General features: G+C 70.4%; 26 protein-coding genes. 18 read left to right on the top strand and 8 right to left on the bottom strand.

Features of this window, described 5'->3' with window-relative positions; genetic code table 11:
* Window positions 1-416: 416 nt before the first annotated feature.
* From rho to B0I28_RS16470, 17 genes are all read left to right on the top strand, one after another.
* Window positions 417-2,366: a transcription termination factor Rho gene (gene rho, locus B0I28_RS16550; protein ID WP_106364950.1), complete on the top strand. Its 1,950-nt coding sequence runs from the start codon at window positions 417-419 to the stop codon at window positions 2,364-2,366.
* Window positions 2,367-2,524: 158 nt separating this feature from the next.
* The gene (rpmE, locus tag B0I28_RS16545) at window positions 2,525-2,755 is read left to right on the top strand and encodes a 50S ribosomal protein L31 (protein WP_106364949.1); all 231 of its coding nucleotides are present in this window, start codon (window positions 2,525-2,527) and stop codon (window positions 2,753-2,755) included.
* A gap of 90 nt (window positions 2,756-2,845) precedes the next feature.
* Window positions 2,846-3,931 carry a peptide chain release factor 1 gene (gene prfA / locus B0I28_RS16540; protein WP_106364948.1) on the top strand — a complete coding sequence of 362 codons (1,086 nt, stop codon included), beginning with the start codon at window positions 2,846-2,848 and terminating at the stop codon, window positions 3,929-3,931.
* Window positions 3,928-4,764 carry a peptide chain release factor N(5)-glutamine methyltransferase gene (gene prmC, locus B0I28_RS16535; RefSeq protein ID WP_106364947.1) on the top strand — a complete coding sequence of 279 codons (837 nt, stop codon included), beginning with the start codon at window positions 3,928-3,930 and terminating at the stop codon, window positions 4,762-4,764. The genes prfA and prmC overlap by 4 nt, the downstream gene beginning before the upstream one ends.
* A complete protein-coding gene (locus B0I28_RS16530) occupies window positions 4,761-5,504 on the top strand; it encodes an L-threonylcarbamoyladenylate synthase (RefSeq protein WP_106364946.1) in 744 nt (247 codons plus the stop codon). Before prmC ends, B0I28_RS16530 begins: the two co-directional genes overlap by 4 nt.
* Window positions 5,501-6,052 (top strand): arsenate reductase/protein-tyrosine-phosphatase family protein, encoded by a 552-nt coding sequence (locus tag B0I28_RS16525; protein WP_245889008.1) that lies wholly within the window; start codon window positions 5,501-5,503, stop codon window positions 6,050-6,052. The genes B0I28_RS16530 and B0I28_RS16525 overlap by 4 nt, the downstream gene beginning before the upstream one ends.
* A complete protein-coding gene (locus B0I28_RS16520) occupies window positions 6,049-6,450 on the top strand; it encodes a Cg1360 family ATP-synthase-associated protein (RefSeq protein WP_106364945.1) in 402 nt (133 codons plus the stop codon). Before B0I28_RS16525 ends, B0I28_RS16520 begins: the two co-directional genes overlap by 4 nt.
* Before the next feature lie 132 nt (window positions 6,451-6,582).
* On the top strand, window positions 6,583-6,801 hold the full coding sequence (locus B0I28_RS16515; protein ID WP_091053281.1) for an AtpZ/AtpI family protein: 219 nt from the start codon (window positions 6,583-6,585) through the stop codon (window positions 6,799-6,801).
* Window positions 6,802-6,839: 38 nt separating this feature from the next.
* Window positions 6,840-7,652: a F0F1 ATP synthase subunit A gene (gene atpB / locus B0I28_RS16510; RefSeq protein WP_106364944.1), complete on the top strand. Its 813-nt coding sequence runs from the start codon at window positions 6,840-6,842 to the stop codon at window positions 7,650-7,652.
* Between the two features lie 98 nt (window positions 7,653-7,750).
* Window positions 7,751-7,966: an ATP synthase subunit c family protein gene (locus B0I28_RS16505; RefSeq protein ID WP_106364943.1), complete on the top strand. Its 216-nt coding sequence runs from the start codon at window positions 7,751-7,753 to the stop codon at window positions 7,964-7,966.
* 21 nt (window positions 7,967-7,987) lie between these two features.
* Entirely contained in the window at window positions 7,988-8,530 is a 543-nt protein-coding gene (locus tag B0I28_RS16500; RefSeq protein ID WP_106364942.1) for a F0F1 ATP synthase subunit B, read from the top strand.
* A complete protein-coding gene (locus B0I28_RS16495; protein ID WP_425433446.1) occupies window positions 8,527-9,351 on the top strand; it encodes a F0F1 ATP synthase subunit delta in 825 nt (274 codons plus the stop codon). The genes B0I28_RS16500 and B0I28_RS16495 overlap by 4 nt, the downstream gene beginning before the upstream one ends.
* A 34-nt stretch (window positions 9,352-9,385) precedes the next feature.
* Window positions 9,386-11,020: a F0F1 ATP synthase subunit alpha gene (atpA, locus tag B0I28_RS16490; RefSeq protein ID WP_106364940.1), complete on the top strand. Its 1,635-nt coding sequence runs from the start codon at window positions 9,386-9,388 to the stop codon at window positions 11,018-11,020.
* 2 nt (window positions 11,021-11,022) lie between these two features.
* Window positions 11,023-11,961 (top strand): F0F1 ATP synthase subunit gamma, encoded by a 939-nt coding sequence (locus B0I28_RS16485; RefSeq protein ID WP_106364939.1) that lies wholly within the window; start codon window positions 11,023-11,025, stop codon window positions 11,959-11,961.
* 2 nt (window positions 11,962-11,963) lie between these two features.
* Window positions 11,964-13,391 (top strand): F0F1 ATP synthase subunit beta, encoded by a 1,428-nt coding sequence (gene atpD / locus B0I28_RS16480; protein WP_106364938.1) that lies wholly within the window; start codon window positions 11,964-11,966, stop codon window positions 13,389-13,391.
* 206 nt (window positions 13,392-13,597) lie between these two features.
* Window positions 13,598-14,701 (top strand): helix-turn-helix domain-containing protein, encoded by a 1,104-nt coding sequence (locus B0I28_RS16475; RefSeq protein WP_181245820.1) that lies wholly within the window; start codon window positions 13,598-13,600, stop codon window positions 14,699-14,701.
* Window positions 14,692-15,264, top strand: coding sequence for a PIN domain-containing protein (locus B0I28_RS16470; RefSeq protein WP_106364936.1), 573 nt, complete (start codon window positions 14,692-14,694; stop codon window positions 15,262-15,264). The genes B0I28_RS16475 and B0I28_RS16470 overlap by 10 nt, the downstream gene beginning before the upstream one ends.
* Before the next feature lie 5 nt (window positions 15,265-15,269).
* On the opposite strand, the gene B0I28_RS16465 is transcribed toward B0I28_RS16470, so the two are convergent.
* Together B0I28_RS16465 and B0I28_RS16460 are read right to left on the bottom strand one after the other, a co-directional pair.
* Window positions 15,270-16,175 (bottom strand): glycosyltransferase family 2 protein, encoded by a 906-nt coding sequence (locus tag B0I28_RS16465; protein WP_106364935.1) that lies wholly within the window; start codon window positions 16,173-16,175, stop codon window positions 15,270-15,272.
* The gene (locus B0I28_RS16460; RefSeq protein ID WP_245889007.1) at window positions 16,168-17,187 is read right to left on the bottom strand and encodes a sulfotransferase; all 1,020 of its coding nucleotides are present in this window, start codon (window positions 17,185-17,187) and stop codon (window positions 16,168-16,170) included. The genes B0I28_RS16465 and B0I28_RS16460 overlap by 8 nt, the downstream gene beginning before the upstream one ends.
* A gap of 186 nt (window positions 17,188-17,373) precedes the next feature.
* On the opposite strand from B0I28_RS16460, the gene B0I28_RS16455 reads away from it, so the two are divergent.
* Window positions 17,374-18,132: a WecB/TagA/CpsF family glycosyltransferase gene (locus tag B0I28_RS16455; protein WP_106364934.1), complete on the top strand. Its 759-nt coding sequence runs from the start codon at window positions 17,374-17,376 to the stop codon at window positions 18,130-18,132.
* Window positions 18,133-18,152: 20 nt separating this feature from the next.
* On the opposite strand, the gene B0I28_RS16450 is transcribed toward B0I28_RS16455, so the two are convergent.
* The 6 genes from B0I28_RS16450 to B0I28_RS16425 are packed head-to-tail and all read right to left on the bottom strand — an operon-like array spanning window position 18,153 to window position 25,532.
* Window positions 18,153-18,884: a class I SAM-dependent methyltransferase gene (locus B0I28_RS16450; protein ID WP_106364933.1), complete on the bottom strand. Its 732-nt coding sequence runs from the start codon at window positions 18,882-18,884 to the stop codon at window positions 18,153-18,155.
* A gap of 17 nt (window positions 18,885-18,901) precedes the next feature.
* Entirely contained in the window at window positions 18,902-20,389 is a 1,488-nt protein-coding gene (locus B0I28_RS16445) for an MATE family efflux transporter (protein WP_106364932.1), read from the bottom strand.
* A complete protein-coding gene (locus B0I28_RS16440) occupies window positions 20,356-21,240 on the bottom strand; it encodes a sulfotransferase family protein (protein WP_106364931.1) in 885 nt (294 codons plus the stop codon). Before B0I28_RS16440 ends, B0I28_RS16445 begins: the two co-directional genes overlap by 34 nt.
* Before the next feature lie 16 nt (window positions 21,241-21,256).
* Window positions 21,257-22,501 carry a hypothetical protein gene (locus B0I28_RS16435; protein ID WP_106364930.1) on the bottom strand — a complete coding sequence of 415 codons (1,245 nt, stop codon included), beginning with the start codon at window positions 22,499-22,501 and terminating at the stop codon, window positions 21,257-21,259.
* On the bottom strand, window positions 22,498-23,880 hold the full coding sequence (locus B0I28_RS16430; RefSeq protein ID WP_106364929.1) for a hypothetical protein: 1,383 nt from the start codon (window positions 23,878-23,880) through the stop codon (window positions 22,498-22,500). Before B0I28_RS16430 ends, B0I28_RS16435 begins: the two co-directional genes overlap by 4 nt.
* Window positions 23,877-25,532 carry a Wzz/FepE/Etk N-terminal domain-containing protein gene (locus tag B0I28_RS16425; RefSeq protein ID WP_146148132.1) on the bottom strand — a complete coding sequence of 552 codons (1,656 nt, stop codon included), beginning with the start codon at window positions 25,530-25,532 and terminating at the stop codon, window positions 23,877-23,879. Before B0I28_RS16425 ends, B0I28_RS16430 begins: the two co-directional genes overlap by 4 nt.
* Window positions 25,533-25,535 lie beyond the last annotated feature (3 nt).

The following is a 25,535-nucleotide window of genomic DNA, read 5'->3' as shown; positions in this document are numbered from 1 at the left end:
GCGCATCCAGCGCACGCCTGATCTCTTGTTTGGGTCATCACCCTCAACCATGGATTTGTGACTTTGCAAAGCTCCAGCGTGGCATGGCACGGTTTCGACGAAGGAACAGTCGCTGTCCGCATGGATCGCAATCAGCGGAGATCGGCGCCACGTGTCTCACCGTGCACGATCATTCAACGCGAGCTCGCCGGTCACAAACCCACAGAGGCGTCGCCTCGATCGGGACCGTCTGCCCAGCGGACAGCCCAGGGGTGTTGCACCCGGTGTCAACCGTCGTCTTCCATCCGCCGCGCCCGCTCGGGCCGAGGCGGCCGAAGCGATGGCGGGACGCAGACCAGAACATCGGCATTGCGGCTATTTGAAAGACGCGGAAACTCCTCGAATCCCATTCGAAGTTCCGCCAGGGAAGGAATCCATTGAGCGACACCACCGGCACGACGTCGGACCGGATGAGCGATGCGGCGCCGACTTCGGGAGAGGAACTCCCCGAGGCCAAGAAGCGCCGCCGGGCAGGAACCGGTCTGGCCTCACTGCTGATGCCCGAGCTCCAGCAGATGGCGCAATCGCTCGGCATCACCGGCGTTGGCCGGATGCGCAAGAGCGAGCTGATCGCCGCCATCCAGGAACGGCAGGATGCGGGCTCGCAGCCCGGCGGTGCCAGCGCCGAACAGGAGGCCCCGCCAGTGCCTGACTCCGAACAATCACCGACCGCCGAGGGTCCGCAGGCCACTGTCGACACCGCGCCGGGCGACAACGGCTCCGAGAGCGCCGACGCCAAGGGCGGCAGTGCCGTTCGCCGGGCCACCCGCCCGGCCGGCCCGCCGCAGCCGCGCCGTCGCCAGGAGCACCAGCCGACGCTGCAGGACGACGAGGGCGGGTCCGCCGAGACCGCTTCGTCCGTCGCGACCATCGAGTCCGATGAGGACCGTCCGCAGCGCCGCCGCCGCACCCGTGAGAACGGGCGCGAGAACGGCCGCCAGGACCGCCGCGACGAGCAGCCCGAGGGCCGCAGCGAGTCCCGCGAGCGCCGCAGCGAGCGCAACGAGCGCGAGGACGACTACGACGACCGCGGTCCCCGCGACGGTGACGGCGAAGGCCGCCGCCGCAAGCGCCGCGACCGCTCCGACCGCCGCCAGCGCGGCGGGCGCGACGAGAACGAGCGCGGCCAGCAGGGCGGCGGTGGCGGCGGCGCCCAGAACGACGAGCTGCTCGTCCCGGTCGCCGGCATCCTCGACATCCTCGACAACTACGCGTTCATCCGCACCACCGGCTACCTGGCCGGGCCGGACGACGTGTACGTCTCGATGTCGCAGGTCCGCAAGTACCGGCTGCGCCGCGGCGACGCCATCACCGGCGCCGTCAAGCCCACCCGCGGCGAGGAGCCCGGCAGCGGCAACGGCGGCAACCAGGGCAAGCAGCGCCGCGAGAAGTACAACCCGCTGGTGCGCCTCGACACCGTCAACGGCATGAACCCCGACGACGCGAAGAAGCGCGACGAGTTCTACAAGCTCACGCCGCTGTACCCGCAGGAGCGCCTGCGCCTGGAGACCGAGCCGAACGCGCTCACCACCCGGGTCATCGACCTGGTGGCGCCGATCGGCAAGGGCCAGCGCGCCCTCATCGTCTCCCCGCCGAAGGCCGGCAAGACGATGGTGCTCCAGGCGATCGCGAACGCGATCACCACGAACAACCCCGAGTGCCACCTCATGGTGGTCCTCGCGGACGAGCGCCCCGAAGAGGTCACCGACATGCAGCGCTCGGTGAAGGGCGAGGTCATCGCCTCGACCTTCGACCGGCCGCCGTCGGACCACACCACGGTCGCCGAGCTCGCCATCGAGCGCGCGAAGCGCCTCGTGGAGCTGGGCCACGACGTGGTCGTGCTGCTCGACTCGATCACCCGCCTGGGCCGCGCGTACAACAACTCGTCGCCCGCGTCGGGCCGGATCCTGTCCGGCGGCATCGACTCGACCGCGCTCTACCCGCCGAAGCGCTTCCTGGGCGCCGCGCGGAACATCGAGCACGGCGGGTCGCTGACCATCATCGGCACGGCGCTGGTCGAGACCGGCTCCATGGGCGACACGGTCATCTTCGAGGAGTTCAAGGGCACCGGCAACGCCGAGCTCAAGCTGGACCGGAAGATCGCCGAGAAGCGCACCTGGCCCGCGATCGACGTGCACCAGTCGAGCACCCGCAAGGACGAGCTCATGATGAGCCCCGAGGAGCAGGCGGTCATGCTGAAGCTCCGCCGGGTCCTGTCCTCGCTGGAGCCGCAGCAGGCGATCGAGCTGCTCATCGACCGGCTGAAGAAGACCCAGACGAACGCCGAGTTCCTGATGTCCATCGTCAAGAGCACGCCCGGCGACTAGTCGTGTGAAGTGTGAGGCCGCCCTGGTTGAGAGCGGCCTCACGCCTTACCATTGATCGTTGGTGCGCAGGTCGCGCACCCGACCAGAGCCCTGCGGGGCCCGATGCGGTACCGGTTCACGGCGGAAGCCGACCCGGCGACCGATATGAAAGGGAAGTCATGAAAGAGGGCATCCACCCTGAGTACGTCGTCACCGAGGTGACCTGCTCCTGCGGGAACAGCTTCACCACCCGGTCGACGGTGACCAGCGGCAAGATCCAGGCTGCGACCTGCAACAAGTGCCACCCGTTCTACACCGGCAAGCAGCGCATCCTCGACACCGGCGGTCGCGTGGCCAAGTTCAAGGCCCGCTACGCCAAGGCTGCCGAGAAGGCCCAGGCCGGCAAGTAGCTGTGCTCCGCGGCGTCCGTGTCCCTGCGACACGGGCGCCGCGTTTTTCGTCCCGTCCGATGTCTTGCAAGGCTTTCTTAAGGAACAGAGATGACGTCCGCAGCCGACAACCGCCTGGAAATGCTCATCGCGGAGTACCGCGACCTCGAAGTCCAGATGGGCGACCCCGCCCTGCACGCCGACCCGGCGCAGGCCCGGCGGGTCGGCCGCCGCTACGCGGAGCTGTCCCCGATCGCCAAGACCGCCGAGGACATCGCGACGGCGAAGGAGGACCTGGAGACCGCCGAGGAGCTCGCGAAGGAGGACGCCGACTTCGCGGAGGAGGCCGAGGGGCTGCGCAAGCGCATCCCCGAGCTGGAGGAGAAGCTCGCGGAGCTGCTCGTCCCGCGCGACCCCGACGACGCCAAGGACGTCATCATCGAGATCAAGGCCGGCGCGGGCGGCGAGGAGTCCGGCCTGTTCGCCGGGGACCTCATGCGCATGTACCTGCGTTACTTCGAGCGCATGGGCTGGGGCGTGGAGACCCTCGAAATGGTGCCCACCGACCTCGGCGGCGTCAAGGACTCCTCGATCGCCGTGCGCACCAAGGGGAACCCCGAAGGCGGCAACGGCGTGTGGTCCCGCATGAAGTTCGAGGGCGGCGTGCACCGCGTGCAGCGCGTGCCCGTGACCGAGTCGCAGGGCCGCGTCCACACCTCCGCGGCCGCGGTCGTCGTCATGCCCGAGGCCGAGGAGGTCGACTTCGAGCTGAACATGAACGACGTGCGGGTCGACGTGTACCGGTCCTCCGGGCCCGGCGGCCAGTCGGTCAACACCACCGACTCCGCGGTGCGCCTCACGCACGTGCCCACCGGCGTCGTCGTCACCTCGCAGAACGAGAAGAGCCAGCTCCAGAACAAGGAGGCGGCGATCAAGGTCCTGCGCGCCCGCCTGCTCGCGAAGCAGCAGGAGGAGGCCGCCGCCGCGGCCGGGGCCGCGCGGCTCTCGCAGGTGCGCACCGCCGACCGGTCCGAGCGCATCCGCACGTACAACTTCCCGCAGAACCGGCTCACCGACCACCGCGTCGGCTTCACCGCGTACAACCTCGACCAGGTCATGGACGGCGCCCTCGACGAGGTCCTCGACGCCCTCGCCGCAGCCGACCGCGCCGAGCGCATGGCGCGCGGTTCTGAGTGACGACCTGGACTGACACCGTGGCCGCCGCCGCGACGCTGCTCGCGGCGGCCGGCGTCCACTCGCCGCGGAACGACGCCGAGCTGCTCGCCGCCCACGTCTCGGGGCTCACCCGCGCGCAGCTGCTCATCGCCGACGGGCCCGACGAGCGGCAGCGCGCCGAGTTCGACGCGCTCGTGGCGCGCCGCGCCGCCCGCGAGCCGCTCCAGCACCTCACCGGCTCGGCCGCGTTCCGCTACGGCGAGCTCGCGGTCGGCCCCGGCGTGTTCGTGCCCCGGCCCGAGACCGAGCTCCTCGTGGACTGGGCGCTCGCCCACTTGCCGGAGGGCGGCACCGTCATCGACGCGTGCTCCGGCTCCGGCGCCGTCGCGTACTCGATCGCCACCGAGCGGCCCGACGCCCGCGTCTGGGCCGTCGAGGTCGACCCCGACGCCTTCGAATGGCTCGAATCGAACCTCGAAGGCACGAACGCGGTGCCCGTGCTCGCCGACGCGACCGCCGCCTCCACCCTGAACGAGCTCGACGGCCTCGCCGACCTCGTCACCGCGAACCCGCCGTACGTGCCGTTCGAGATCGAAGTGGCCCCCGAGGTCGAATTCGACCCGTCGGGGGCCGTCTACGCCGCCGAGGCCGGGCTCGCGGTCATCCAGCCGCTCGCCGTGCGCGCCGCGAAGTGGCTCAAGCCCGGCGGGTGGTTCGGGTTCGAGCACGACGACACCCACGGCACGGTGGCGCCGGAGATCCTCCGTGTCAGCGGATTCACCGATGCGGAGGACCACGACGACCTCGCCGGCCGGCCGAGGTTCGCTACGGGAAGGCTAGGCTTGCTGCCGTGAGGCTGTTCAATTGCAGGAAGATCAAGGACCGCGCCACCGGCATCAAGTCCGCCGCGCGCGCCGTCACCGGCGGCCGCCTGGTCGTCATCCCCACCGACACCGTCTACGGGATCGGCTGTGACGCGTTCAACCACGCCGCCGTGAAGGCGCTCCTCGCCGCCAAGGGCCGCGGGCGCGACATGGCCCCGCCGGTCCTCGTGGGCTCCAAGCGCGCCCTCGACGGCATCGCCTCCGACGTGCCCGACTCCGCGAAGGAGCTCATCGAGGCGTTCTGGCCCGGCCCGCTCACCGTCGTGGTGCCCTACACCCCGACCCTGACCTGGGATCTCGGCGACACCGACGGCACCGTCGCGGTGCGCATGCCGCTGCACCCGCTCGCGATCGAGCTGCTCAAGGAGACCGGCCCCATGGCCGTGTCCTCCGCGAACAAGACCGGCCAGCCCCCGGCCGAGACCGCCACCGACGCGAAGGCCCAGCTCGGCTCCGACGTCTCCGTGTACCTGGAGGCCGGGCCCAGCGAGGACAACCTGCCCTCGACGATCGTCGACTGCGTGGCGCACCCGCCGCAGCTGCTGCGCGAGGGCGCCCTGACCCTGGAGCAGATCCGCAAGATCGTCCCCGACACGCTCGACCGCGACGGCTACGGCCCCGGCCAGCGCCCCGAGGACCAGGAGCAGGACGAGAACGCCGAGGCTCCCGAGGCCGCCGACGACGCCCCCGCCGAGGAGAGCTCCGCGTGAGCGCGCCCTTCTCGGTCCTCCACGTGTGCACCGGCAACATCTGCCGGTCGCCCATGTCCGAGCGCATCCTCGACGGCCTCACCGGCGACGCCGTGTACAACCACGGTGCCGGGACCTCGTCGTGGCACGAGGGCGACGACATGCAGCCGTTCTCCGCGCGCGAACTGGAGGACCGCGGCTACGAGTCCGCCGGGCACGGCGCCCGGCACCTCGTCCGCGCCCACGTCGCGGCCTCGGACCTGATCCTCGTCGCCACGGCCGGGCACGCCGAGTTCATCGCCGAGTCCTACCCCGAGGCCGCCGGGAAGACCTTCCTCGTGCGCACCTTCGGCCGCATCGCCGCCGACGCCGCGGCCGAGCTGCCCGAGGGCGACGTGCACACCCGCGGCAAGGCCCTCCTCGCGCTCGCCGAGGCGCGGCGCGGCGACTACGAGGACGCCGACCTGGCGGACCCGTGGGGGATGAGCCGCACGGAGTACGCGCGGATCGCCGACCAGCTCGAAGCGGCCCTCAAGCCCGTCGCGGCGGCCCTGGAGGGTCCGTCGTGACGACCGCCAGGGGCTTCCTGAAGCCGTGCTTCGCCGTCGCCGGGATCGCCGCGGTGATCGCGGCGGTCGCCGGCTGGATCACCGCGGGCGGGCCCGGCGCGTGGGGCGCTCCGGCAGGAGTAGCGTTGGCCGCCTTGGGTTTCGCCGGCTCGGTGCAAGCGGTCGCAGCAGCCGAGAAGATTGACCTGCGTCTCACCCTGCCTATGGCTTTGATCACATACGCGTTCAAGCTCGTAGTCGCGTTTTTTGCATTGTGGACGGTCCAATCGACGGTTCCGAATGCGTTGCTCCCCTTCGCCTGCGGGATCGTCGGCGGCGCCGTCGCGTGGCTCGCGACCCAGGCTGTCTGGGCATATAAGGCCAAGATTCCTTACATCGAGCTCGACCAGCCGTCTTGACGCGTCCTTGACGCCCGCTTGCGATGCGACACGCGGTGTTTCGTGGAGGTTGACAATTGCGCACGGATGGCGCTCATCTCAGCGAACCCGCTGGGCAGTTCCTGCTCAGTAGCTGTTAGAGTTCAATCCGACATGGCCGACATGGAACCCCCCGAACGCAAGCCCCAGCCCGACGGTTCGGACATGGGCTGGCGCGCTCTGGGATATCTGCTGTCCGGGATCATCGTCTGGGGTGGTCTCGGATATCTCGTCGACCTGTGGCTCGGACTGCCCAAAGTCGGGCTCCTGGTAGGGATGCTGGTCGGTGCTGGAGCGGGGATGTACCTGCTCATCAAGCAGATGTCGCCGTAGTTTTTTGTGACCGACACTGACTGAGAGGCGTGGCTCGCGTGACCGACTCAGCCATCGTGCTGGCCGAAGGGGAGTCCCACTTCCCGCCCGGTATCCACAGCTTTGACTTTGCCGACTGGTTCTCCGGGCTCACCGGGACCGCGCTCGCCCACATGTTCACCACCATCACGCTCGGTGTGTGGCTGACCGTCGCGATCCTCATCGTCTTCTTCCTGTGGGCCTACCGCAAGCCCCAGATCGTCCCCACCAAGAAGCAGTGGCTGGCCGAGTCCGCCTACGGCTTCATCCGGAACACCGTCGCCATCGACCTCATGGGCAAGAAGGACGGCGTGAAGTTCGCCCCGTACCTCGCGACCCTGTTCCTGTTCATCGTCCTCATGAACTTCTGGGCCATCGTGCCCGGCATCCAGATCTCGCCGAACGCGCACATCGCGTTCCCGGCGATGCTGGCGATCCTCTCGTGGATCATGTACGTCTGGGTCGGCATCAAGCAGCACGGCCTGGGCAAGTGGCTGAAGATCACGGTCGTGCCCCCGGGCGCCCCGGCGTTCATCTACCCGCTGCTGATCCCGATCGAGATCCTCCAGAACATCATCCTGCGCCCGGTCACCCTGGCCCTGCGGCTCTTCGCGAACATGTTCGCGGGCCACCTCATCCTGCTGGTGTTCATCCTCGGCGGGTTCGAGATGCTCAACTCCAGCAACTTCTTCATCCAGGGCCTGTCGATCTTCTCGTTCGGCATGGGCATCGCGATGACCCTCTTCGAGCTTATCGTCATCCTGCTCCAGGCGTACGTCTTCACGCTCCTGACGGGCATGTACATCCAGGGGTCCCTCGCGGAAGAGCACTAGAGCTCCCCGAAGCTTCCACCCCTCACCCAGAGATTTCGCAATTGAACAACATCGTGCGCGTGACGGTCACGCCACGCTGACACCTAGGAGAAAGCCAGATGGAAGGCTCCGTCAACGTCATCGGTTACGGCCTCGCTGCGATCGGCCCCGGCATCGGTGTTGCCCTCATCTTCGCCGCGTGGATCACCGCCACCGCCCGCCAGCCCGAATCGGCCGGCATCACCCGCCCGATGCTGTTCATGGGCTTTGCCCTCGTCGAGGTGCTCGCGCTGTTCGGCCTCGTCCTCGCCTTCGCCCTCGGCGGCGGCAACTAGTAACCCTTCAAGGGAGTCATCATGATTCACGCCGCCGAAGGAGGGGCCGGGATCCTCTTCCCGATCTGGCAGGAAATGCTGATCGGGGCCATCGCTTTCGGTCTGCTGTGCTTCGTGCTCATCAAGTTCGTCTTCCCCCGCATGGAGAAGACGTTCGAGGCACGGGTGGACGCGATCGAAGGCGGCATCGAGCGCGCTGAGCGGGCTCAGGAAGAGGCCAACCAGACGCTGGAGGAATACCGCCGGAAGCTCGCCGCAGCGCAGGAGGAGGCCGCCGCGATCCGCGACGAGGCCCGCGCCGACGCCGTGGCCGCCAAGGAGGAGATCCTCGTCTCCGCCCGCGAGGAGTCCAACCGGATCATCGCGGCCGGGCACGCCCAGGTCGAGGCCTCGCGCCAGCAGCTCGTCCGCGAGCTGCGCAGCGAGGTCGGGAACCTGGCGGTCGACCTGGCCGGGAAGATCATCGGCCAGCGCCTCGCCGGCGACGCCGACACGACCGCGACCGTCGACCAGTTCCTGGCCGAGATCGCGGACGACACGGCCGAGACGAGCGGAGCGCGCTGATGTCGACGACTGGACGCGAAAGCATCGAGGCCGGCCGGGCCGTGCTGGAGGCCGCCGCCTCCGGCTCCTCGGCCGGGCAGCTCACCGAGTGCGGCGATCAGCTGCTGGGAGTGACGCGGTTCCTCGTCGACCAGCCTCGGCTGCGTCGCGCCCTGTCCGACCCCGCCCGCGAGGCGGACGACCGCGAGGGCCTGCTCCGCGGGCTCCTCGCCGGTCAAGTCGGCGACACCGCCGCTGACGTGGTCGCCGCCCTGGTGCGCGGCCGCTGGAGCAGCCCGTCCGAACTGGTGGACGGCACCGAGCAGCTCGCCGTCGAGGCGCTGCTGCTCGCCGCCGCCAAGGACGGCAGCCTGGCGAACGTCGAAGACCAGCTGTTCCGCTTCGGACGGCTCGTCGACGGCGACGCCGAGCTCGCCTCGGTCCTCGGCGCCACCGGCACCGACCCCAAGGGCCGGGCCGAGCTCACCGAGCGGCTGCTCGACGGCAAGGCCGAGCCGGTGACGGTGAAGCTCGCGGCCGCCGCATGCCACGGCATCGGCGGGCGCAGCTTCCACGCCTCGCTGGCCTACCTGGTCGAGACCGCCGCGGCGGCCCGCGACGAGTCCGTGGCCTACGTGACCGTGGCCAGGCCGCTCGACGAGAACGGCGAGCGCCAGCTCGGCGCCAAGCTCACCCTCGTCTACGGCCGCCCGGTGGCGCTCAAGGTCACCGTCGACCCCGCGATCGTCGGGGGCATCCGGGTGCAAGTCGGCTCGGACCTGTGGGACGGCTCCGTCTCGCGCCGCCTCGACGAAGCCCGCCAAGCCTTGGCCGGACGCTGATCCAGCCGGTAGCAACAGAAAGGGAAACGTTCAGATGGCTGAATTGACCATCTCCTCTGACGAGATCCGCAACGCGCTCGACGCGTACGTCTCGTCGTACCGGCCGGAGATCACCCGCGAAGAGGTCGGTACCGTCACCAGCGCCGGCGACGGCATCGCCGTCGTCGAGGGCCTCCCGTCCGCCATGGCCAACGAGCTCCTGGAGTTCGAGGGCGGCGTGATGGGCCTGGCCCTGAACCTCGACGTGCGCGAGATCGGCGCCGTGCTCCTCGGCGACCCGACCAAGGTCGGCGAGGGCCAGCCCGTCAAGCGGACCGGCAAGGTCCTCTCGGTGCCGGTCGGCGACAAGTTCCTGGGCCGCGTCGTCGACGCCCTGGGCAACCCCATCGACGACCTCGGACCGATCGAGGCCGAGGGCGAGCGCGAGCTCGAAGCCCAGGCCCCGAACGTCATCAACCGCCAGTCGGTGTCCGAGCCGGTCGAGACCGGCATCAAGGCCATCGACTCGATGACCCCCATCGGCCGCGGCCAGCGCCAGCTGATCATCGGCGACCGCAAGACCGGCAAGACGCAGGTCGCGATCGACACGATCATCAACCAGCGCGCGAACTGGGAGTCCGGCGACCCGAACAAGCAGCTGCGCTGCATCTACGTCGCGATCGGCCAGAAGGGCTCGACCGTCGCGGGCATCAAGGGCATGCTCGAAGAGCACGGGGCGATGGAGTACACCACCATCGTCGCGGCGAACGCCGACGAGCCGGCGGGCCTGAAGTACCTGGCCCCCTACACCGGTTCGGCCATCGGCCAGCACTGGATGTACGGCGGCAAGCACGTCCTCATCGTCTTCGACGACCTGTCGAAGCAGGCCGAGGCGTACCGCACCGTGTCGCTGCTGCTGCGTCGTCCCCCGGGCCGCGAGGCCTTCCCCGGTGACGTCTTCTACCTGCACTCCCGCCTGCTGGAGCGCTGCGCGAAGCTCTCCGACGAGCTGGGCGCGGGCTCGCTGACCGGTCTGCCGATCATCGAGACCAAGGCCGGCGACATCTCGCAGTTCATCCCGACCAACGTCATCTCGATCACCGACGGCCAGGTCTTCCTCGAAGAGGGCCTGTTCAACTCGGGCGTGCGCCCGGCGATCAACGTCGGCACGTCGGTGTCCCGAGTCGGCGGCGCCGCCCAGACCAAGGGCATGCGCTCGGTCGCGGGCTCGCTGCGTCTGGACCTGGCCCAGTACCGCGACCTGGAGGCCTTCGCGGCCTTCGCGTCCGACCTGGACGCCGCGTCCCGCGCGCAGCTGGACCGCGGTCTGCGCATGGTCGAGCTCCTCAAGCAGGGCGTGGCCGCGCCGCTCCCCATGGGCGAGGAGACCATCTCGATCTGGGCCGGCACCGCGGGCGAGCTCGACGACATCCCCGTCGGGGAGGTGCGCCGGTTCGAGAGCGAGTTCCTGACCTACATGCGCGCCAACCACAAGGACGTCGTCGCCCAGCTCAACGCGGGCAAGGACAAGGTCGCGGGCGACATCGAGGACACCCTCAAGCGCGCCGTCGCCAAGTTCAAGCAGATGTTCAAGGCCAACGTCGACGACCTGCACGTGACCGACATCGCCGAGGACGCCCTTGAGGGCGACGTCGACGTCGAGACCGTCAAGCGCGTCAAGAAGGGTTAGCCATGTCAGCGCAGCTTCGTACCTTGCGTAAGCGGCTGAAGTCGACCCAGTCCATCAAGAAGATCACCAAGGCGCAGGAGCTGGTCGCCACCAGCCGGATCTCCAAGGCGCAGGAGCGGGTCGCGGCTTCACTGCCGTACGCGCGGGCGATGACGAGCGTGATGACGTCCCTGGCGTCGAACGCGTCGATCAACCACCCGCTGCTCCAGCCGCGGGCGAACGTCCGCCGCGCGGGCGTGCTCGTGATCACTGCCGACAAGGGGATGTGCGGCGCGTACAACGCGAACGCCATCCGCACCGCCGAGCAGCTGATCTCGCGCCTGTCCGAGGAAGGCAAGGTCCCGGTCCTGTACGTGGCCGGCCGCAGGGGTGTGGACTACTACCGGTTCCGCTCCCGGGCGATCCAGCAGTCGTGGACCGGGTTCTCCCAGCTCCCGAAGGTCTCGGACGCGCAGGAGATCACCAGGACGCTGCTCGCGGCGTTCATGTCCGGCGCCGACGACGATGGTGACGACGCGGGTGCCGACGGTATCCTTGGGGTCGACGAGCTGCACATCGTCCACACCAAGTTCGTCTCGCTGCTGACACAGACCCCCGAGCCGCGGCAACTGGCTCCCCTCGAAGTCGAAGAGGTGGAGGAAGAGGAGCTCGACGAGCACATCCTCCTCCCGGACTACGAGTTCGAGCCGAACCCGGAGGCGCTGCTCGACGCGCTGCTGCCGAAGTATCTGACGACCCGCATCTACGCGGCGTTGATCGATGCGGCGGCCAGCGAGCTGGCGTCCAAGCGTCGGGCCATGAAGGCGGCTTCCGACAATGCCGATGAATTGATCAAGACCCTGCGGCGGAGCGCGAACGCGGCGCGGCAGGCGGCGATCACGCAGGAGATCAGCGAAATCGTGGGCGGGGCTAGTGCCCTTTCCGCCGCAGGAAGAGAGTAACGATGACTGACACCCAAGGAGTGGGGCGCGTCGTACGGGTCATCGGGCCCGTCGTCGACGTCGAGTTCCCGCGAAACGCCATTCCGGCGATCTTCAACGCACTCCACGTTGACGTGACCTACGGCGAGAGCCCGAAGACGCTGACCCTGGAAGTGGCCCAGCACCTGGGCGACAGCCGGATCCGCGGCATCTGCATGGCGCCGACGGACGGCCTCGTCCGCGGCGCCGAGGTCCGCGACACCGGCTCGCAGATCAAGGTCCCGGTCGGCGACGGCATCAAGGGCAAGGTCTTCAACGTCCTCGGCGAGTGCCTGAACCTCGAAGAGGGCCAGACGCTCGAAGCCGACGACTACTGGGAGATCCACCGCCACGCCCCGGCGTTCGCGCAGCTGGAGCCGAAGACCGAGATGCTGGAGACCGGCATCAAGGCCATCGACCTGCTCGCCCCGTACGTCAAGGGCGGCAAGATCGGCCTGTTCGGCGGCGCCGGCGTGGGCAAGACGGTGCTCATCCAGGAGATGATCATCCGCGTCGCCCAGAACTTCGGCGGTTCGTCGGTGTTCGCCGGTGTCGGCGAGCGCACCCGTGAGGGCAACGACCTCATCGCCGAAATGGCCGAGGCCGGAGTCCTGGAGAAGACCTCGCTGGTCTACGGCCAGATGGACGAGCCGCCGGGCGTGCGTCTGCGCGTCGCCCTGTCGGCCCTGACGATGGCCGAGTACTTCCGCGACGTCAAGAACCAGGAGGTGCTGCTCTTCATCGACAACATCTTCCGGTTCACGCAGGCCGGTTCGGAGACCTCCGCGCTGCTGGGCCGCATGCCCTCGGCCGTGGGCTACCAGCCGACTCTCGCCGACGAGATGGGTGAGCTCCAGGAGCGCATCACCTCGCTGCGCGGCAAGGCCATCACCTCGATGCAGGCCGTGTACGTCCCGGCGGACGACTACACCGACCCGGCGCCGTTCACCGCGTTCACCCACTTGGACGCGACGACGAACCTGGAGCGGAAGATCTCCGACAAGGGCATCTACCCCGCGATCGACCCGCTGGCCTCGAACTCCCGCATCCTGGAGCCCGAGGTCGTCGGCGCCGAGCACTACGCGGTCGCCTCGACGGTGAAGCAGATCCTCCAGAAGTACAACGAGCTTCAGGACATCATCGCGATCCTCGGCATGGACGAGCTGTCCGAAGAGGACCGCCTCGTCGTGGGCCGGGCGCGCCGCATCGAGCGCTTCCTGTCGCAGAACACGTTCGCGGCGAAGCAGTTCACCGGCGTCGAGGGCTCGTTCGTCCCCGTCAAGGAGACGGTCGAGGCCTTCAAGAAGATCGCCGAGGGCGAGTACGACCACTTCCCCGAGCAGGCGTTCTTCATGTGCGGCGGTCTCGACGACCTGCACCGCAACGAAGAGGAGCTCCGCAAGAAGGGCTAGCACCTGCTTGCAGCGACAAGGCGAACGGCCCCGGAACCGCGCGGTTCCGGGGCCGTTCCCGTAACCGAGTGCGGCGTGAAAAGAACGTCGCTGCAATACCACATCAGCGATCTAGTGGCTAGTCACCAGAGATTATTCTTGTAAAAGTTCCGCATCGAACTCGTGTGTCGCTGGTCTCAGAGGCCAAGATGTGCGAATATCGCTCCATGAAGCTTGATGAGTGGGCTGCGATCGGCGAACGGGTACGCCGTGCTCGGGTGGCGGGCGGGTTGACCCAGGCTGAGCTTGCCTCCAAGATCGGACTCGACGACCGGAGTGCGATCTCGAAGATCGAGCGCGGTGAGCGAAGGATCGACGGAATGGAACTGGCGCATCTCGGGCGAGCGTTGGGGGTGCCCTTGAATCAGCTGCTTGAGGACCCTCCGGAGATCATCTCCCGACGCAGCGGATTGGTCGCCGAAGAAACCACACGCGATGAGACGGCGATGTTCCGACTGCAGACCGCCCTGGTCTCCTGGCGCGACGACGTCAAGCAGTTGATCGATCTGCACATGCTTAAAGCGACTCGCCCGCTTCGGTATCAGGGAAGTCAAGGCTCACCCGAAGAAGGCCGTGAGGCGGCTCGATGGCTCCGCTCCCGGCTCCAGTTGGGCACTGATGAGATCTCCACGCTCATGCGTCCCGCTGAACAGGTCGGGCTCTTCTACGCGGTCATCAGACTGACCGGGGGGAGGAACGACGAGGGGGCGAGCCTGAACGAGGGCGATTTCGCGGTAGCGATTCTCAACCGTCAGTCTGACCTCGGCCGCCGGAGAGCCACTGCAGCCCACGAGCTGGGGCATGTCCTCCTGGGCGACGAGTACAGCACTGACATCGGAGTACATGCATCGCGACAGGAACGTGAAGCGGTGATAGACGCGTTCGCGTCCGAATTCCTGCTGCCGACGGCCGTCTTCAGCAACTACCCAGGCGGGCTCAAACGAGCCGATCTGGTCGAGCTCGCGGCTCGATACAAAGTGTCGTGGTCCTTGGCGATCCGTCAGGGAGTAGAGGCCCAAGCGATCGCCGAACGTGATGCCAAGGACTGGGCGGGACTCTCGCCCACGCATGCGGAGTTCATGGACGCACTCGGTTGGGCACCGCAGCCCGATCTTGAGAACGTAGTCGTCTCCCCGCAAGTCGCTCACGCGATAATGCAGGCGTATTCGCAGGCGAAGATCTCCGCGGTACGAGCGATTGAAATGATGCGGGGTCAAATCGACAAGGACCAGCTCCCTGAAGTGAGCGAGGTCATGGGCCAGTGGCGCTGAGCCTCGACATCAACGGACTTGTCTTCGATACGACCTGCCTGAGTCATTTTGCAATCGCCGACAGGATAGATGTACTGGGCCATTATGTCAGTGGGGTGCCCTGCTACTCGACCACGGTCGTATTGGACGAGATCCGCCGCGGAGCAGTGAAGTACCCACAGCTGGAGGCTGTCGCCGGCCAGGAGTGGATCTCGTTCCAACGGATGGACTCCAGTGTTGAACGATTGACGAGTTTCGTCCGCTGGACCACAATGTTCGGCTCGCAGAATGACAGGGATCTCGGCGAGGCCAGCGTGATGGCAGTCGCTGCAGAATTGAATGTGACTGCACTCGTGGATGACCAGGCCGCCAAGCGGGTGGCGCTTCAGCATCACGGTGAGGTGCACGGCACCCTGTGGCTCCTGGCGGAGGTGTGGCGTGTCGGAGGCGCGACCGAGGTCCAGCTGTGCAATCTCGTCAATGCATTGGCGGACTCGGGGATGCGACTACCCTGCAACGGTACTGAGTTTCCCGACTTCGTAAAGGAGAACAAGCTCGGCCGCTGGGCGAAGCCCAAGCGTTGACCAGGTCAGATGCCGCGGCCTCTCCTGTGGAGCGCCGCCATGACCGCGGGGACGCCGACGATGCCCGCCGCTGCCGCCGCCGCGACGGCCGCGCGCGGCTCGCCCGGGTTCGCCTTCGTGGCGCGCAGCGCCCACCGCAGCGCCTCCTTGCGGTCGCCGATGGCCGCGTGCCAGCAGGCGATCTGCCCGTAGACGCGCGCGGCGCCCTCGGGGCTGCCGTGGATCTCCGGGTGCCGGTCGAGGATCCACCGCAGCGACGAGATCTTGGTGTCCCAGCGGGTCTCGAAGTGCGACCCGGCCCAGTTGACGAGCGCGTACGGCGTGTCCACGTGCGCGATCGGCCGGCGCCGGGACGCCCGCAGGAGCATGTCCCAGTCCTCGTTCTGGCTGCCGGGCGCGTCCTCGGCGACGAGCCCGAGCCCGCCCAGGAGCGCCGAGCGGCGGAACAGGAACGTCGAGGAGTGGAGCATCATCATGCGGGACCTGAGCAGGTCCGCGTGCCGCACCGTCGACTGCTGCGCGAGCCGCGCGTTCCGCCTGCCGCGGTAGTCGACCTCGATCGCGGTGGTGCACAGCTCCGCCTCGGTGCCCAGGGCCGCCACCTGCGCGGCGAGCTTCCCGGGGAGCCATTCGTCGTCGTCGTCGAGGAACGCCACGAGCTCGGTGTCCAGCGCGGTGATCCCGGTGTTGCGGGCGCCCGCGAGGCCCGGGGTGCGCTCGTTCTTGACCTCCCGGACCGGCCGGTCGCCGTCGTCGGCGAGGTCGCCGGTGGGTTTGGCGCGGTCGAAGACCACGACCACTTCCAGGTCGCCGGGGTAGAACTGGGTCAGGACCGAGCGCAGGGCCGCGCGCACCTGCTGCGGGCGGTCGTGCGTCGGGATCACGACTCCGACTGAGGGCCAGTCAGTCACGTGCGCTCACCTCTTCAAGGGCGGGTTCCTCCAAGGGTGCCTCGTCTTCGGCGAGATAGCCGTACCGGCCCAGGAGCGGGCGCGTCAGCGTCGACACCATCCGCCGCGTCCCGTCGGGCAGGTCCTCGGTCCACGCCTCGTCGGGCCGGATCGGGATGCGGCCCACGGTGAACCGCATCGGGTTCCCGGCCGCCGAGTGGCTCGGGCCGAGATCCGCCCAGCCGTCGCCGATGAAGTTCAGGTCCGACTCGACCAGGTCGAGCCCGCAGAACCGCGCGAGCGAGGCGATGACGCGCCTGGGCCGCTGGATGATCCGCTCGTACCGGACCCGCCGCACCGGCACCCCGCGGCGCGCGAGCAGGCTGAACGCGGCGTTCTGCGCGTTCCACAGCATCGCGGCCTTCGCGGGGGAGTAGCGGGTCATCTGGTCCCCGGTGGGGGACTCGGGCCGCCTCACCTGCTTCGTCCACGAGTACGCGACGCCCCGCGAGTCGCGCACCACGTGCATCACCCGCAGGTCGATCTTCGGCGACCACCGCAGGCAGTACGCCAGCGACGCGTGCTTGGAGGAGTCGACGACGACCTGCGCGCGCGTGTCCTTCGCGGCGGCCGAGTAGATCTTCTCGAAGTACTCGGCGTACTCCGCGACGAGCTGGTGCTGCGCCGGGGCGAGCTTTTTGGACGCGAGCGCCGGGATGTGCCTGGTCCGGTCCACCGTGGCCTTCAGCGCATTCAGCCGCTCGACGTCCACGTCCTCCCAGGACCCGAACGCCCGCTGCCCGATCCGCTGCCAGAACTCGCAGTGCGAGAACGTCGCGCCGCACGCGCACATCTCGTTCCCGACCAGGTCCCGCTCCCACAGGTGGGTGATCTCCCCGAGCGGGACGACCCCCGGGAGCTGTCCCAGCAGCCGCTCCAGGAGCGTGGTGCCGCTGCGGCCCAGGCCGCCGATGAAGACCACTTTCACGCGGTTCTCGGACTGCTCGGACTGCTCGGCCGTTCTCCAGCTCACTGAACCCTCGCTCACCCTCGTTGCCCCCTGTCGACTCCTATAACGAGCCGAGGTGGGGTCGGGGACACGCCCTGCGGCGAAAAATCCCGGAAAACCGCCCGCGGGGCCTTAGCGTCTGATGTCATGGAGCGCTTGGGCCCTGCGCGCGCCGACGGTGCGGATGGCAGGACTTCGACACGGATCCGCATGGGCGGCATCGGCATCGACCCGGTCACCGGGGCTGCGGCGGTCGCCCGCGTGCTCGACGCGATCGAGGCCGGCCGCGGCGGGCACATCGTCACCCCGAACGTCGACATCCTCGCGGCCGCGCGCCGCTCCCGCGCCCTGCGCGCGGTCGTCGGCGCCGCGGACCTCGTCACCGCCGACGGCGCACCGCTCGTGTGGGCCTCCCGCGTCGCCGGGACGCCCCTGCCCGAGCGCGTCGCCGGATCGGACCTCGTCTGGAGCCTCGCCGAAGCCGCCGCGCAGCGGGGCCTGCGCGTCGCGCTCCTCGGCGGCACCCCCGATGACGCCGCGCGCCCCACCGAGCGCGCCGCCCGGGTCCTCGAAACCCGCTACCCGGGACTGAAAGTCGTCGGCGCCTGGTGCCCGCCCATGGGCTTCGACCGCGACGCCGCCCTCTGGAACGACCTCGCCGAGCGCCTCGCCGCCGCCGCGCCCGACCTCGTCTACGTCGGCCTCGGCTTCCCCAAGCAGGAACTCGTCTCCGTCCGCCTGCGCGCCACCGCGCCGCAGACCTGGTTCCTCGGCTGCGGCGCGAGCATCGACTTCATCGCCGGATACCGGCGCCGCGCCCCGAAGTGGATGCAGCGCACCGGCACCGAATGGCTGTTCCGCATGTGCTCCGAGCCGCGCCGCCTCGTCCGCAGGTACCTGCGCGACGACCTCCCCGAAGCCGCCCGGCTCCTCGCCGAGGCCGCGCAGGACCGCCGCAGAAGGCCCTGAAACGCCCCCAGAGGCCCGTGCTAGCGCCGCCGCGCGATGTACACGACGTCGGTGGCCCACTTCGACATCGGCGAGCACAGCGCCGCGTCGGCGGCCTTCGACGCCCACGCCCACAGCGCCCGGTAGCAGCCCTGCGTGAACATCGTGAAGCCCTGCATGCCGACCAGCTCGAACCCGTGCCGGTCGAACAGCTCCCGCATCTCCTCGTGCGACAGCTCCTGGAACCACGTGTGCGCGTCCAGGCGCCCGAACGTCTTGCGCAGGTGCCGCAGCGACGACGCGTTCCCGTGGTTCTCGACCAGCAGCAGCCCCGAGTCCGCGTCCGGCAGCGCCGCCGACGCGAAGTCCATGAGCTGGTCCCGCAGATGCAGGTCCACGTTGAGCACGAACCGGAACGCCGTCACCAGGCGCTGGCGCGTCTCGTCGGGCTCGGGCACCGCCAGACCCGGCGCCACCAGGTGCGCGTGCCCGGGCGTGCCCAGCTCGCGGCCCTTCTGGAGCATCGCCTCCGACGTGTCGTACCCGTGCGACACCGACACCAGGCCCGCGAGCATCCGCGCCACCCGGCCCGTGCCGCACGCGAAGTCGTGGTGCACCGGCGGCATGGCGAACGCGTGCGGCACGAACCCGCGCAGCCACCCGGTCTGGCGGCTCGACACGATCGACGAGAACGTCCCCGGCGCGTACGTGCGCTCGGCGTACTTCTCGACCGCGGTCGGGTCCTGGAAGACCTCGGTGTAGTTGGCTGCCACGGTGTTCCCTTCGACGTTCAGATCCCTGCCCGGTAGCGCAGGAGCGCCACCGCCCACGCGGCCCCCGCCGCCCCGAGGGCGGCGAGCGTCCACAGCGGCCCGAACGGCGCCGCCGCCAGCGGCAGGGCCCCGAACAGCAGGCCCGCCGCGAGCAGGGCCCGCCTCGTCAGGGCCCCGAACGGATGCAGCCCGAAAGCGCGCCACAGCTGCGCGAGTGGAACCAAATTATTGACCAGAACGGCCGCCGACCACGCGATCGCCGCGCCGACGACCCCCATCGCGGGAATCAACGCGAGGTTCAATCCGACATTGACGACGAGTGAAATCGAGACGTCGATCAGCTGCCACGAGGTCTTCCCCGCCATCGACAGCATCGAGTCGACCACCCCGCAGGCCGCCCCGATCATCATCCCGGGCACCAGGATCCACACCACCAGCCGCGCCTCGCCCGTCGCGTACTCCCCGCCGAACAGCCGCAGGTACCAGTCGGCGAGCAGCCCCACCGCCAGGTACACCGGCCAGGTCAGGGCCACGATCCACGCCGTCGACTCCTGGTACAGCGCCCGCGCCGACGCGGGCTCCCCGGCGGCCATCGCCGCCGCCGCGCGCGGCTGCACCGACTGGCCCACCGCGCCCGAGGCCATCTGCCCGACGATCACGAACCGCGTCGCCACCGTGTACACCGCCGCCGCCCCGAGCCCCGCGAGCGCCGCGACCATGATGATGTCGAGGCGCTGCAACCCCAGCTGCGCGACGCTCGCCGCCGCCCGCGGGGCCGTGAACCCCCAGAACGCCCGCCCCGACACCCGGTCGGGGAACGCCGGGTCCACCGCCGCCGCCCGGTGGCGCCGCAGCAGGTACCAGCCCGCCGCCAGCGCCGCGGGCAGGTACGGCAGCACCCACGCGAACGTGATCCACTGCGCGGTCGCCGTGCCCGCCAGCGCGATCGCTCCGAGCCCCGCGAGCTGCGCGACCGTGCGGCCGAGCTTGTCGATGACCACCGACGGCCCCATGAGCCGGTACCCGCGGGTCGCCGCGAGCAGCGACTCCATCGCCACCGACGCGGGGATGAACACCGCGAGCAGCCGCACCAGGTCCGGGCGCGCGAACAGCTCGGCCGTCAGGAGCAGCACCAGGGCCGCCGCGAACGACGCGATCGCCGCGGGCCACAGCCCCAGGCGCAGGACCGACCCGACGGCCGCGTCCCGCCCGTTCCGGTGCAGCCGCGCGACCCAGTACACGAGCCCGGTCGGCGTCCCCAGCCGCGCGAGCGCGCCCGCGAGCATGAACACCGAGGTCGCCGCGAAGAACGCGCCCGCCTCCGCGGGGGACAGCGCCACGGCCGCGAGCCACGTGACGGCCAGGCCCCCGAGCCCGGAGACCGCGGCCCCCACGAGGTTCGCGAGGCCCCCGCGCGCGGTGCCGCGCAACTCCTCGCGCCCGGCGGCCTCCTGCGCAGCGCCTTGCGCGGTCAGCGCCGCCAACTCGGCACGCCCCCAAGCCATTCCGCGAGCCGCTCGTCGTACGGCCCGTAATGCTCCGTCAGGAGCTCGCGCAGCTCCGGGGACATCGGCGAGGGCCGCCCCCGCGCGTTGTGGCGCGCGAACTGGAAGTCCCCGATCCACGGCAGGCCCAGGAACCGCAGGACCCGCTCGAACGCGTCGTCGGGCCGCGTGAAGAACTCGCCCGAGTCGAGCACGAGCACCCGGTCCCGGCCCACGTGCTCCGCGAGCGGCTCCAGGAAGTCCGTGTACTGGCCGCGCGCGGTGTACGCGTGGTGCTGGTGGTCGAAGCTGTACAGCGACGGGTCGGCCCGGAGCCGCTCCTCGACGCCGTCGAGGCGCGCGGACTCGGCCTCCACGGCCTCCGCGAAGTCCGCGATCGGCTCGAACCCGCGCGCCACCTCGTGCGCGTGGTGCGACCAGGCCCGCTCGACCGGGTCGCGCACGAGCACGATCACCTTGACGCCGGGCAGGTCCCGCGCGAAGCGCTCGGCCGCGAGCGGGTGGTACAGGTAGTACGGGCTCGATTCGAACGCGACCGGCGCGAGCCCGGTCCGGTCGGCGATCCGCGCCGCCGCGCCCTGCGTCGGGAAGTGCCCGCGGTACCACGCCGGGCCGCGCCGGTAGTTCGTGTCGAAGTAGTGGACGCCCTTGTGGAGCACCGGCTTCAGGATCGCCGGGTGCTGGGCCAAGGCCCGGTACAGGGACGTGGTGCCGCAGCGCTGGCCGCCGCACACGAGCAGGCCCGGCAGCATCCGCGAGGAGGCCGTCAGGCGCCCGAATGTGCGCGACGAGTGGCCGACGACGGCCTTCAACTGGGTCGGGATGCGCTCGCGCAGTGTCCGCTGGCTCATGGTGCTTCCTTGCCGCTCAACAGGTTCCGTCGGTGGAGCCGGCCTGCGCGGTCCGCTGGCGGGCGATGTGGCGCAGCAGGGTCGGCAGGAGCCAGCGGCCCAGCGCCCCGAGCGCGGCGCCCGCGCGCTCGGCCTGGTCGCCCATGTAGCGGGCGGCGAGGTCCACGAGGTACAGCAGCGCGGTCGGCTCGGCCTCGCCGGGCGCGACCCCCATGGGGGCCAGGATCTGCGGCGCGTCGGCGACGAGCCCGAGGACGGCCGTGGTCGGGTCCGCGGCCTTGGTGACGATGTCGTCCTGGAGCCGGTAGTGGGCCGCGTCGAAGCCGTAGGGGACGCCGGTCTCGAACCGCTCCAGGTCCCACAGGCAGATCCGGTCGGGGGTCTCGCGCATGTTCCACGGGGCCCAGTCGCCGTGCCAGGCGCCGAACGTCATCGTCGTGGACCCGTACCGGTCCAGGAGCGTCTCCCCGGCGGTCTGGAGCGTGTCGGCGTCGGGCTCGCCGCGGTCGGTGAGGGCCTTGAGCCGCAGGCGCAGCCGCGCGGCGTAGTCGGACTCGCCGAGCGGGAACCGGCTGGTGCCGCACGCGTCGGCGAGCTCGCGCATGGCGGCGCTGCGGCGCGCGGGCCCGAGGTCGGCGGGCGCCTCCCACGCCGGGAGCGCGGAGGTGACCATCAGGTTGTGGCCGTTCCAGTTCCCGGCGTGCAGGAGCCGCGGCACCTGCACCAGCTTCAGGTCGCAGAACTCGCTGAGGCGCTTGATCGCGGCGGTCTCGGCGTCCACGAGCTCCCTGGTGAGCGCGTTGACGCCGAGCTTCGCGAACGCGACGGTGTTCGCGTCCCCGTCGAGGATCTGGAGCACCGGCTTGCGGTTCGCCCGCGCCGGCCCGATGTGGATGCTCAGGTGCACGTCGTGGCCGAGGACCGCCGCGAGGTGGTCGTCGATCCCCTCAGCGCCGCCGACTTTCACGCGGTGCGGCAGGAGCATCCGGTCCAGGCCCAGGCGCAGCGCCAGGACCGCGGCGTCGCGCTTGAGTCGGGCGCCGCGCGCGGCCGGGCGCGCGTACCGGGCGAGGGCCGCGGCGGCGACCTTCCGGTCGGCGGCCGGGATGAGGACGCGGGGCCTGCGCCGTCCGGGCACGACGATGTACGGCCTTGCGGGCGCGTCGGCGGCCGCGCCCCCGGGATACAGCTGGTCGACGACCTCGGCGAGGTACGTCGCCCGCCGTCGCAGGTCGTCGGCGGTCTTCAGTGCTCGACTCATCGGTTCTCCGTCTCTGGGCCCTGGGCAGCGGGCGCGGTGGTTCTGTTGGCGGCGAGGAGGACGTAGCTGAGCAGGGTGAGCAGGAGCGGCGTCACGAGGGCGTTGTAGTAGAACATCGTCAGCAGCGAGAACGCGACGACGGCGCTTCCGGCGATGCCGACCGGGGAGTGGTCGGATCTGAAGCGCCACAGGACCGCGAGCGCGAACCCGAGGTACGCGACCGTGCCGGCGATGCCGTGCGCGAACATGACCTGCCACAGCTGGCCGTTGCCGCCGAGGGTCCGCCCGCCGCAGCGCGGGCACTCGGGCGTCGGGCCGACGGCGATCGACTCGCCGGACCCGAGGGTCTTGCGCGTGGACCCGAACCCGAGGACCGGCGAGTGGGCCATGACCAGTTCGGTGGCGCGCTCGGAGGAGAACGCCCGGCCCTCGTCGGAGTGGCCGTTGTCCATGCGCGCCTGCACCACGGTCCCCAAGGGAGTGAGGACGACGAGGAGCACGGCCGCGCACCCGGCGCCGCCGAGCGCGAGCATCCCGCCGGGCCTGCCGGACACCAGGAGCCGCAGCGCGGTGAAGACCGCGACCGCCGCGAGGCCCAGCCACAGGCCGCGGTTCATCGAGTAGACCGCGGGCACCAGCGAGACCGCCAGGAGCACCACGGCCGCGACGCGCCACTTCGTCTTCACTGGCGCGCAGAACGCGGCGACGACGAACCAGACGGCGGTGATCGCGAAGTTGTTGCCCCACGTGTTCGTGTAGCCCCACGGGGCGGCCGGGCGCGGCGTCTCGTAGCCGAGGAAGTCCATGGTCTGCGCGGCCTGCGGGTGGACCAGCGACTGCACGAACCCGTCCTTCGCGACGGCCTGCGGCAGCAGCGCCTCCACCGGGGACGTGTACTCGAAGCCGCCGAAGAACGTGCCGAGCAGCCCGCCCGCGACGGTGACCGCGAACAGCCACGCGAGGAGCCGGATCAGGTGCGTGCGGCCGAGCTTCCCTTCGACGACGAGGTTGTACGCCCACAGGGCGATGAGCGTGCAGCAGCAGTAGAACCCGAACCGGTAGGTCGCGCCCGGCAGGCTCGACAGGAACGTCTCGGGGACGACCCCGGGCGGGTCCACGCCGAGGTTCGCGAGGCTGAGGACCACTGCGAGCAGGAACAGCAGCCACCACCCGAACGCGGGCGGCACCGCGATCGACCTGCGGCGCACCAGCTTCACGGCGGCGACGGCCGCGACGAACGGGATCGCGAGGACCCCGAGCCCCAGCGCCCACCACAGCGGGTAGGCCGCGAGCAGCCACGTCAGCGACGCGCCCTCGCGCCCCCGTGCTTCCTCTGCTCCGCTGCGGTCGGCCGTGCGGACGGCCGCGAGCAGCGTCATCGGGGCTCGGCGGCCGGGGCCGCCGACGGCACGGCCGGGATCACCTCGGTCGACGCGTCCCCTTCGACGGGTTCGAGCGAGTCGGTCGGCGTCTCGTCGGCGGTCGGCGTGCGCCGCCCGCCGAGTTCGCGGCGCGCGGTCGGCAGCGGCACGGTGTTCATCGGCCCGAGCACGGCCGGGAGCAGGACCGCGCCCAGCAGCGGCGTGTCGATCTGCCGCATGGCGACCGCGGCGGCCGCGGTCTCGCTGATGGCGTCCCGCTGGGACTGGACGGCGAGGATCACGGCGTCGGCGTGCCCGGCGAGGAGCTGCGCGTCCGCGGAGCACGACAGCGGCGGCGCGTCCACGACGACGAACCGGCCCGCCTCGGCGAGCTTCGCGAACGTCTCGGCGGCGGCCTCGCTCGTGGGCCCGGTGGCCCTGGCGGCGGCGCCGGGGCCGATGACCGACAGGCTCGGCTGCCGCGGCGCGGCCTGCACGGCCTCGGTCAGATCGATGCGGCCCGACCACGCGTCGGCGAGGCCCGGGACCGGGTCGGTGCCGAACAGCTCGGGCAGGCCCACGGTGGTGCTCGGGTTCGCGGCCACGGCCGTGACGCGGTCGCCCGCGCGGGCCATCGCGGTGGCGAGGTTCGCGGCGACGACGCTCGCGGCCGGGCCGGGCGCGATCCCCGCGACGACGATGACGCGCTGGTCGTGGGTGAGCTGCGAGGCGACGATGTTGCGCAGCTGCGCGAAGACGCGCCCGCCGGGGCTGTAGGCCCCGAAGACCTCGCGGCGCTGGAACTTCACGGCCGGAGGCACGGAGGCGACGACGTCGAGTTCGCACCGGTCGACGAGGTCGGCCGGGTAGGACACCTTGCGGGCCAGGCGGTGCCGGGCCCACGCGAGCATGAGGCCCAGCGGCAGGCCGGCCCCGAGAGCAGCGGCGAGGTTGAACATCGCGTTCGGGCTGATCGGCGCCTGCGGCAGCGATGCGGCGTTGATGACGCGCCCGGGCGCCACGGCCTCGGTCTGCGCTTGGAGCCCGGCGATCTCGGTCTCCAGCTCCGCGGCGCGGCTCTGGAGGTCCTCCAGGTCCGATTCGAGCCCGGAGCGCCCGCCGTCGCCGGAGTCCATGCCGTCGAGCCGGTCCTCCGCGGCGGCGATCTCGCCGTTGACGGTCTCCAGCTCGACGTTCGCGGCGGCGGTCTCGCGGTCGAGCGAGGCGGTGGCCCCGGCGAGCCGGTGCGCGAGGTACGCCTCGCTGAACGCGACGGAGCCCTCCTGCGCGGCCTCCGGGCTCCCGGCCTGGAAGCTGATCTCCAGGACCGCGGTGTTCGGCGGCACGGTCACGGACACGTGCGAGACGAGGTCGTCGGCCGGGCCCGCGCCGAGCGCGTCGGCGGCCGCGTCGGCGACCTCGGTGGACTTGACGAGCTGCGCCTCGGTGTCCAGATTGACCTGTCCGGCGGTGCGCGCCCCCTGGACGGCGGTGTCACTGGCGGTCGGCAGGACCAGGACCGCGGCCGTCGACTCGTACACCTCCGGGCTCAGCTCGGTGTAGGCGACGCCGGCGGCGAGCGCCGCGGCGGCGGTCCCGGCGACGAGCCACCAGGAGCGGCGGACGATGACGCCGTAGTCGGCGAGTGTGCGGGCGGCAGGGGTCCTCAACGC

The organism is Glycomyces artemisiae (assembly GCF_003002955.1).
GTDB classification, from domain to species: domain Bacteria; phylum Actinomycetota; class Actinomycetes; order Mycobacteriales; family Micromonosporaceae; genus Glycomyces; species Glycomyces artemisiae.
This window is presented reverse-complemented; position numbering and strand designations above follow the sequence as displayed.

Coding starts and splice junctions, on each gene's coding strand:
- rpmE (WP_106364949.1), top strand. CDS start 2,525: ATGAAAGAGGGCATCCACCCTGAGTACGTCGTCACCGAGGTGACCTGC.
- B0I28_RS16445 (WP_106364932.1), bottom strand. CDS start 20,389: ATGGCTTGGGGGCGTGCCGAGTTGGCGGCGCTGACCGCGCAAGGCGCT.
- prfA (WP_106364948.1), top strand. CDS start 2,846: ATGACGTCCGCAGCCGACAACCGCCTGGAAATGCTCATCGCGGAGTAC.
- B0I28_RS16485 (WP_106364939.1), top strand. CDS start 11,023: ATGTCAGCGCAGCTTCGTACCTTGCGTAAGCGGCTGAAGTCGACCCAG.
- B0I28_RS16475 (WP_181245820.1), top strand. CDS start 13,598: ATGAAGCTTGATGAGTGGGCTGCGATCGGCGAACGGGTACGCCGTGCT.
- B0I28_RS16430 (WP_106364929.1), bottom strand. CDS start 23,880: ATGACGCTGCTCGCGGCCGTCCGCACGGCCGACCGCAGCGGAGCAGAG.
- B0I28_RS16505 (WP_106364943.1), top strand. CDS start 7,751: ATGGAAGGCTCCGTCAACGTCATCGGTTACGGCCTCGCTGCGATCGGC.
- atpA (WP_106364940.1), top strand. CDS start 9,386: ATGGCTGAATTGACCATCTCCTCTGACGAGATCCGCAACGCGCTCGAC.
- B0I28_RS16440 (WP_106364931.1), bottom strand. CDS start 21,240: ATGAGCCAGCGGACACTGCGCGAGCGCATCCCGACCCAGTTGAAGGCC.
- B0I28_RS16435 (WP_106364930.1), bottom strand. CDS start 22,501: ATGAGTCGAGCACTGAAGACCGCCGACGACCTGCGACGGCGGGCGACG.
- B0I28_RS16500 (WP_106364942.1), top strand. CDS start 7,988: ATGATTCACGCCGCCGAAGGAGGGGCCGGGATCCTCTTCCCGATCTGG.
- B0I28_RS16515 (WP_091053281.1), top strand. CDS start 6,583: ATGGCCGACATGGAACCCCCCGAACGCAAGCCCCAGCCCGACGGTTCG.
- B0I28_RS16455 (WP_106364934.1), top strand. CDS start 17,374: ATGGGCGGCATCGGCATCGACCCGGTCACCGGGGCTGCGGCGGTCGCC.
- atpD (WP_106364938.1), top strand. CDS start 11,964: ATGACTGACACCCAAGGAGTGGGGCGCGTCGTACGGGTCATCGGGCCC.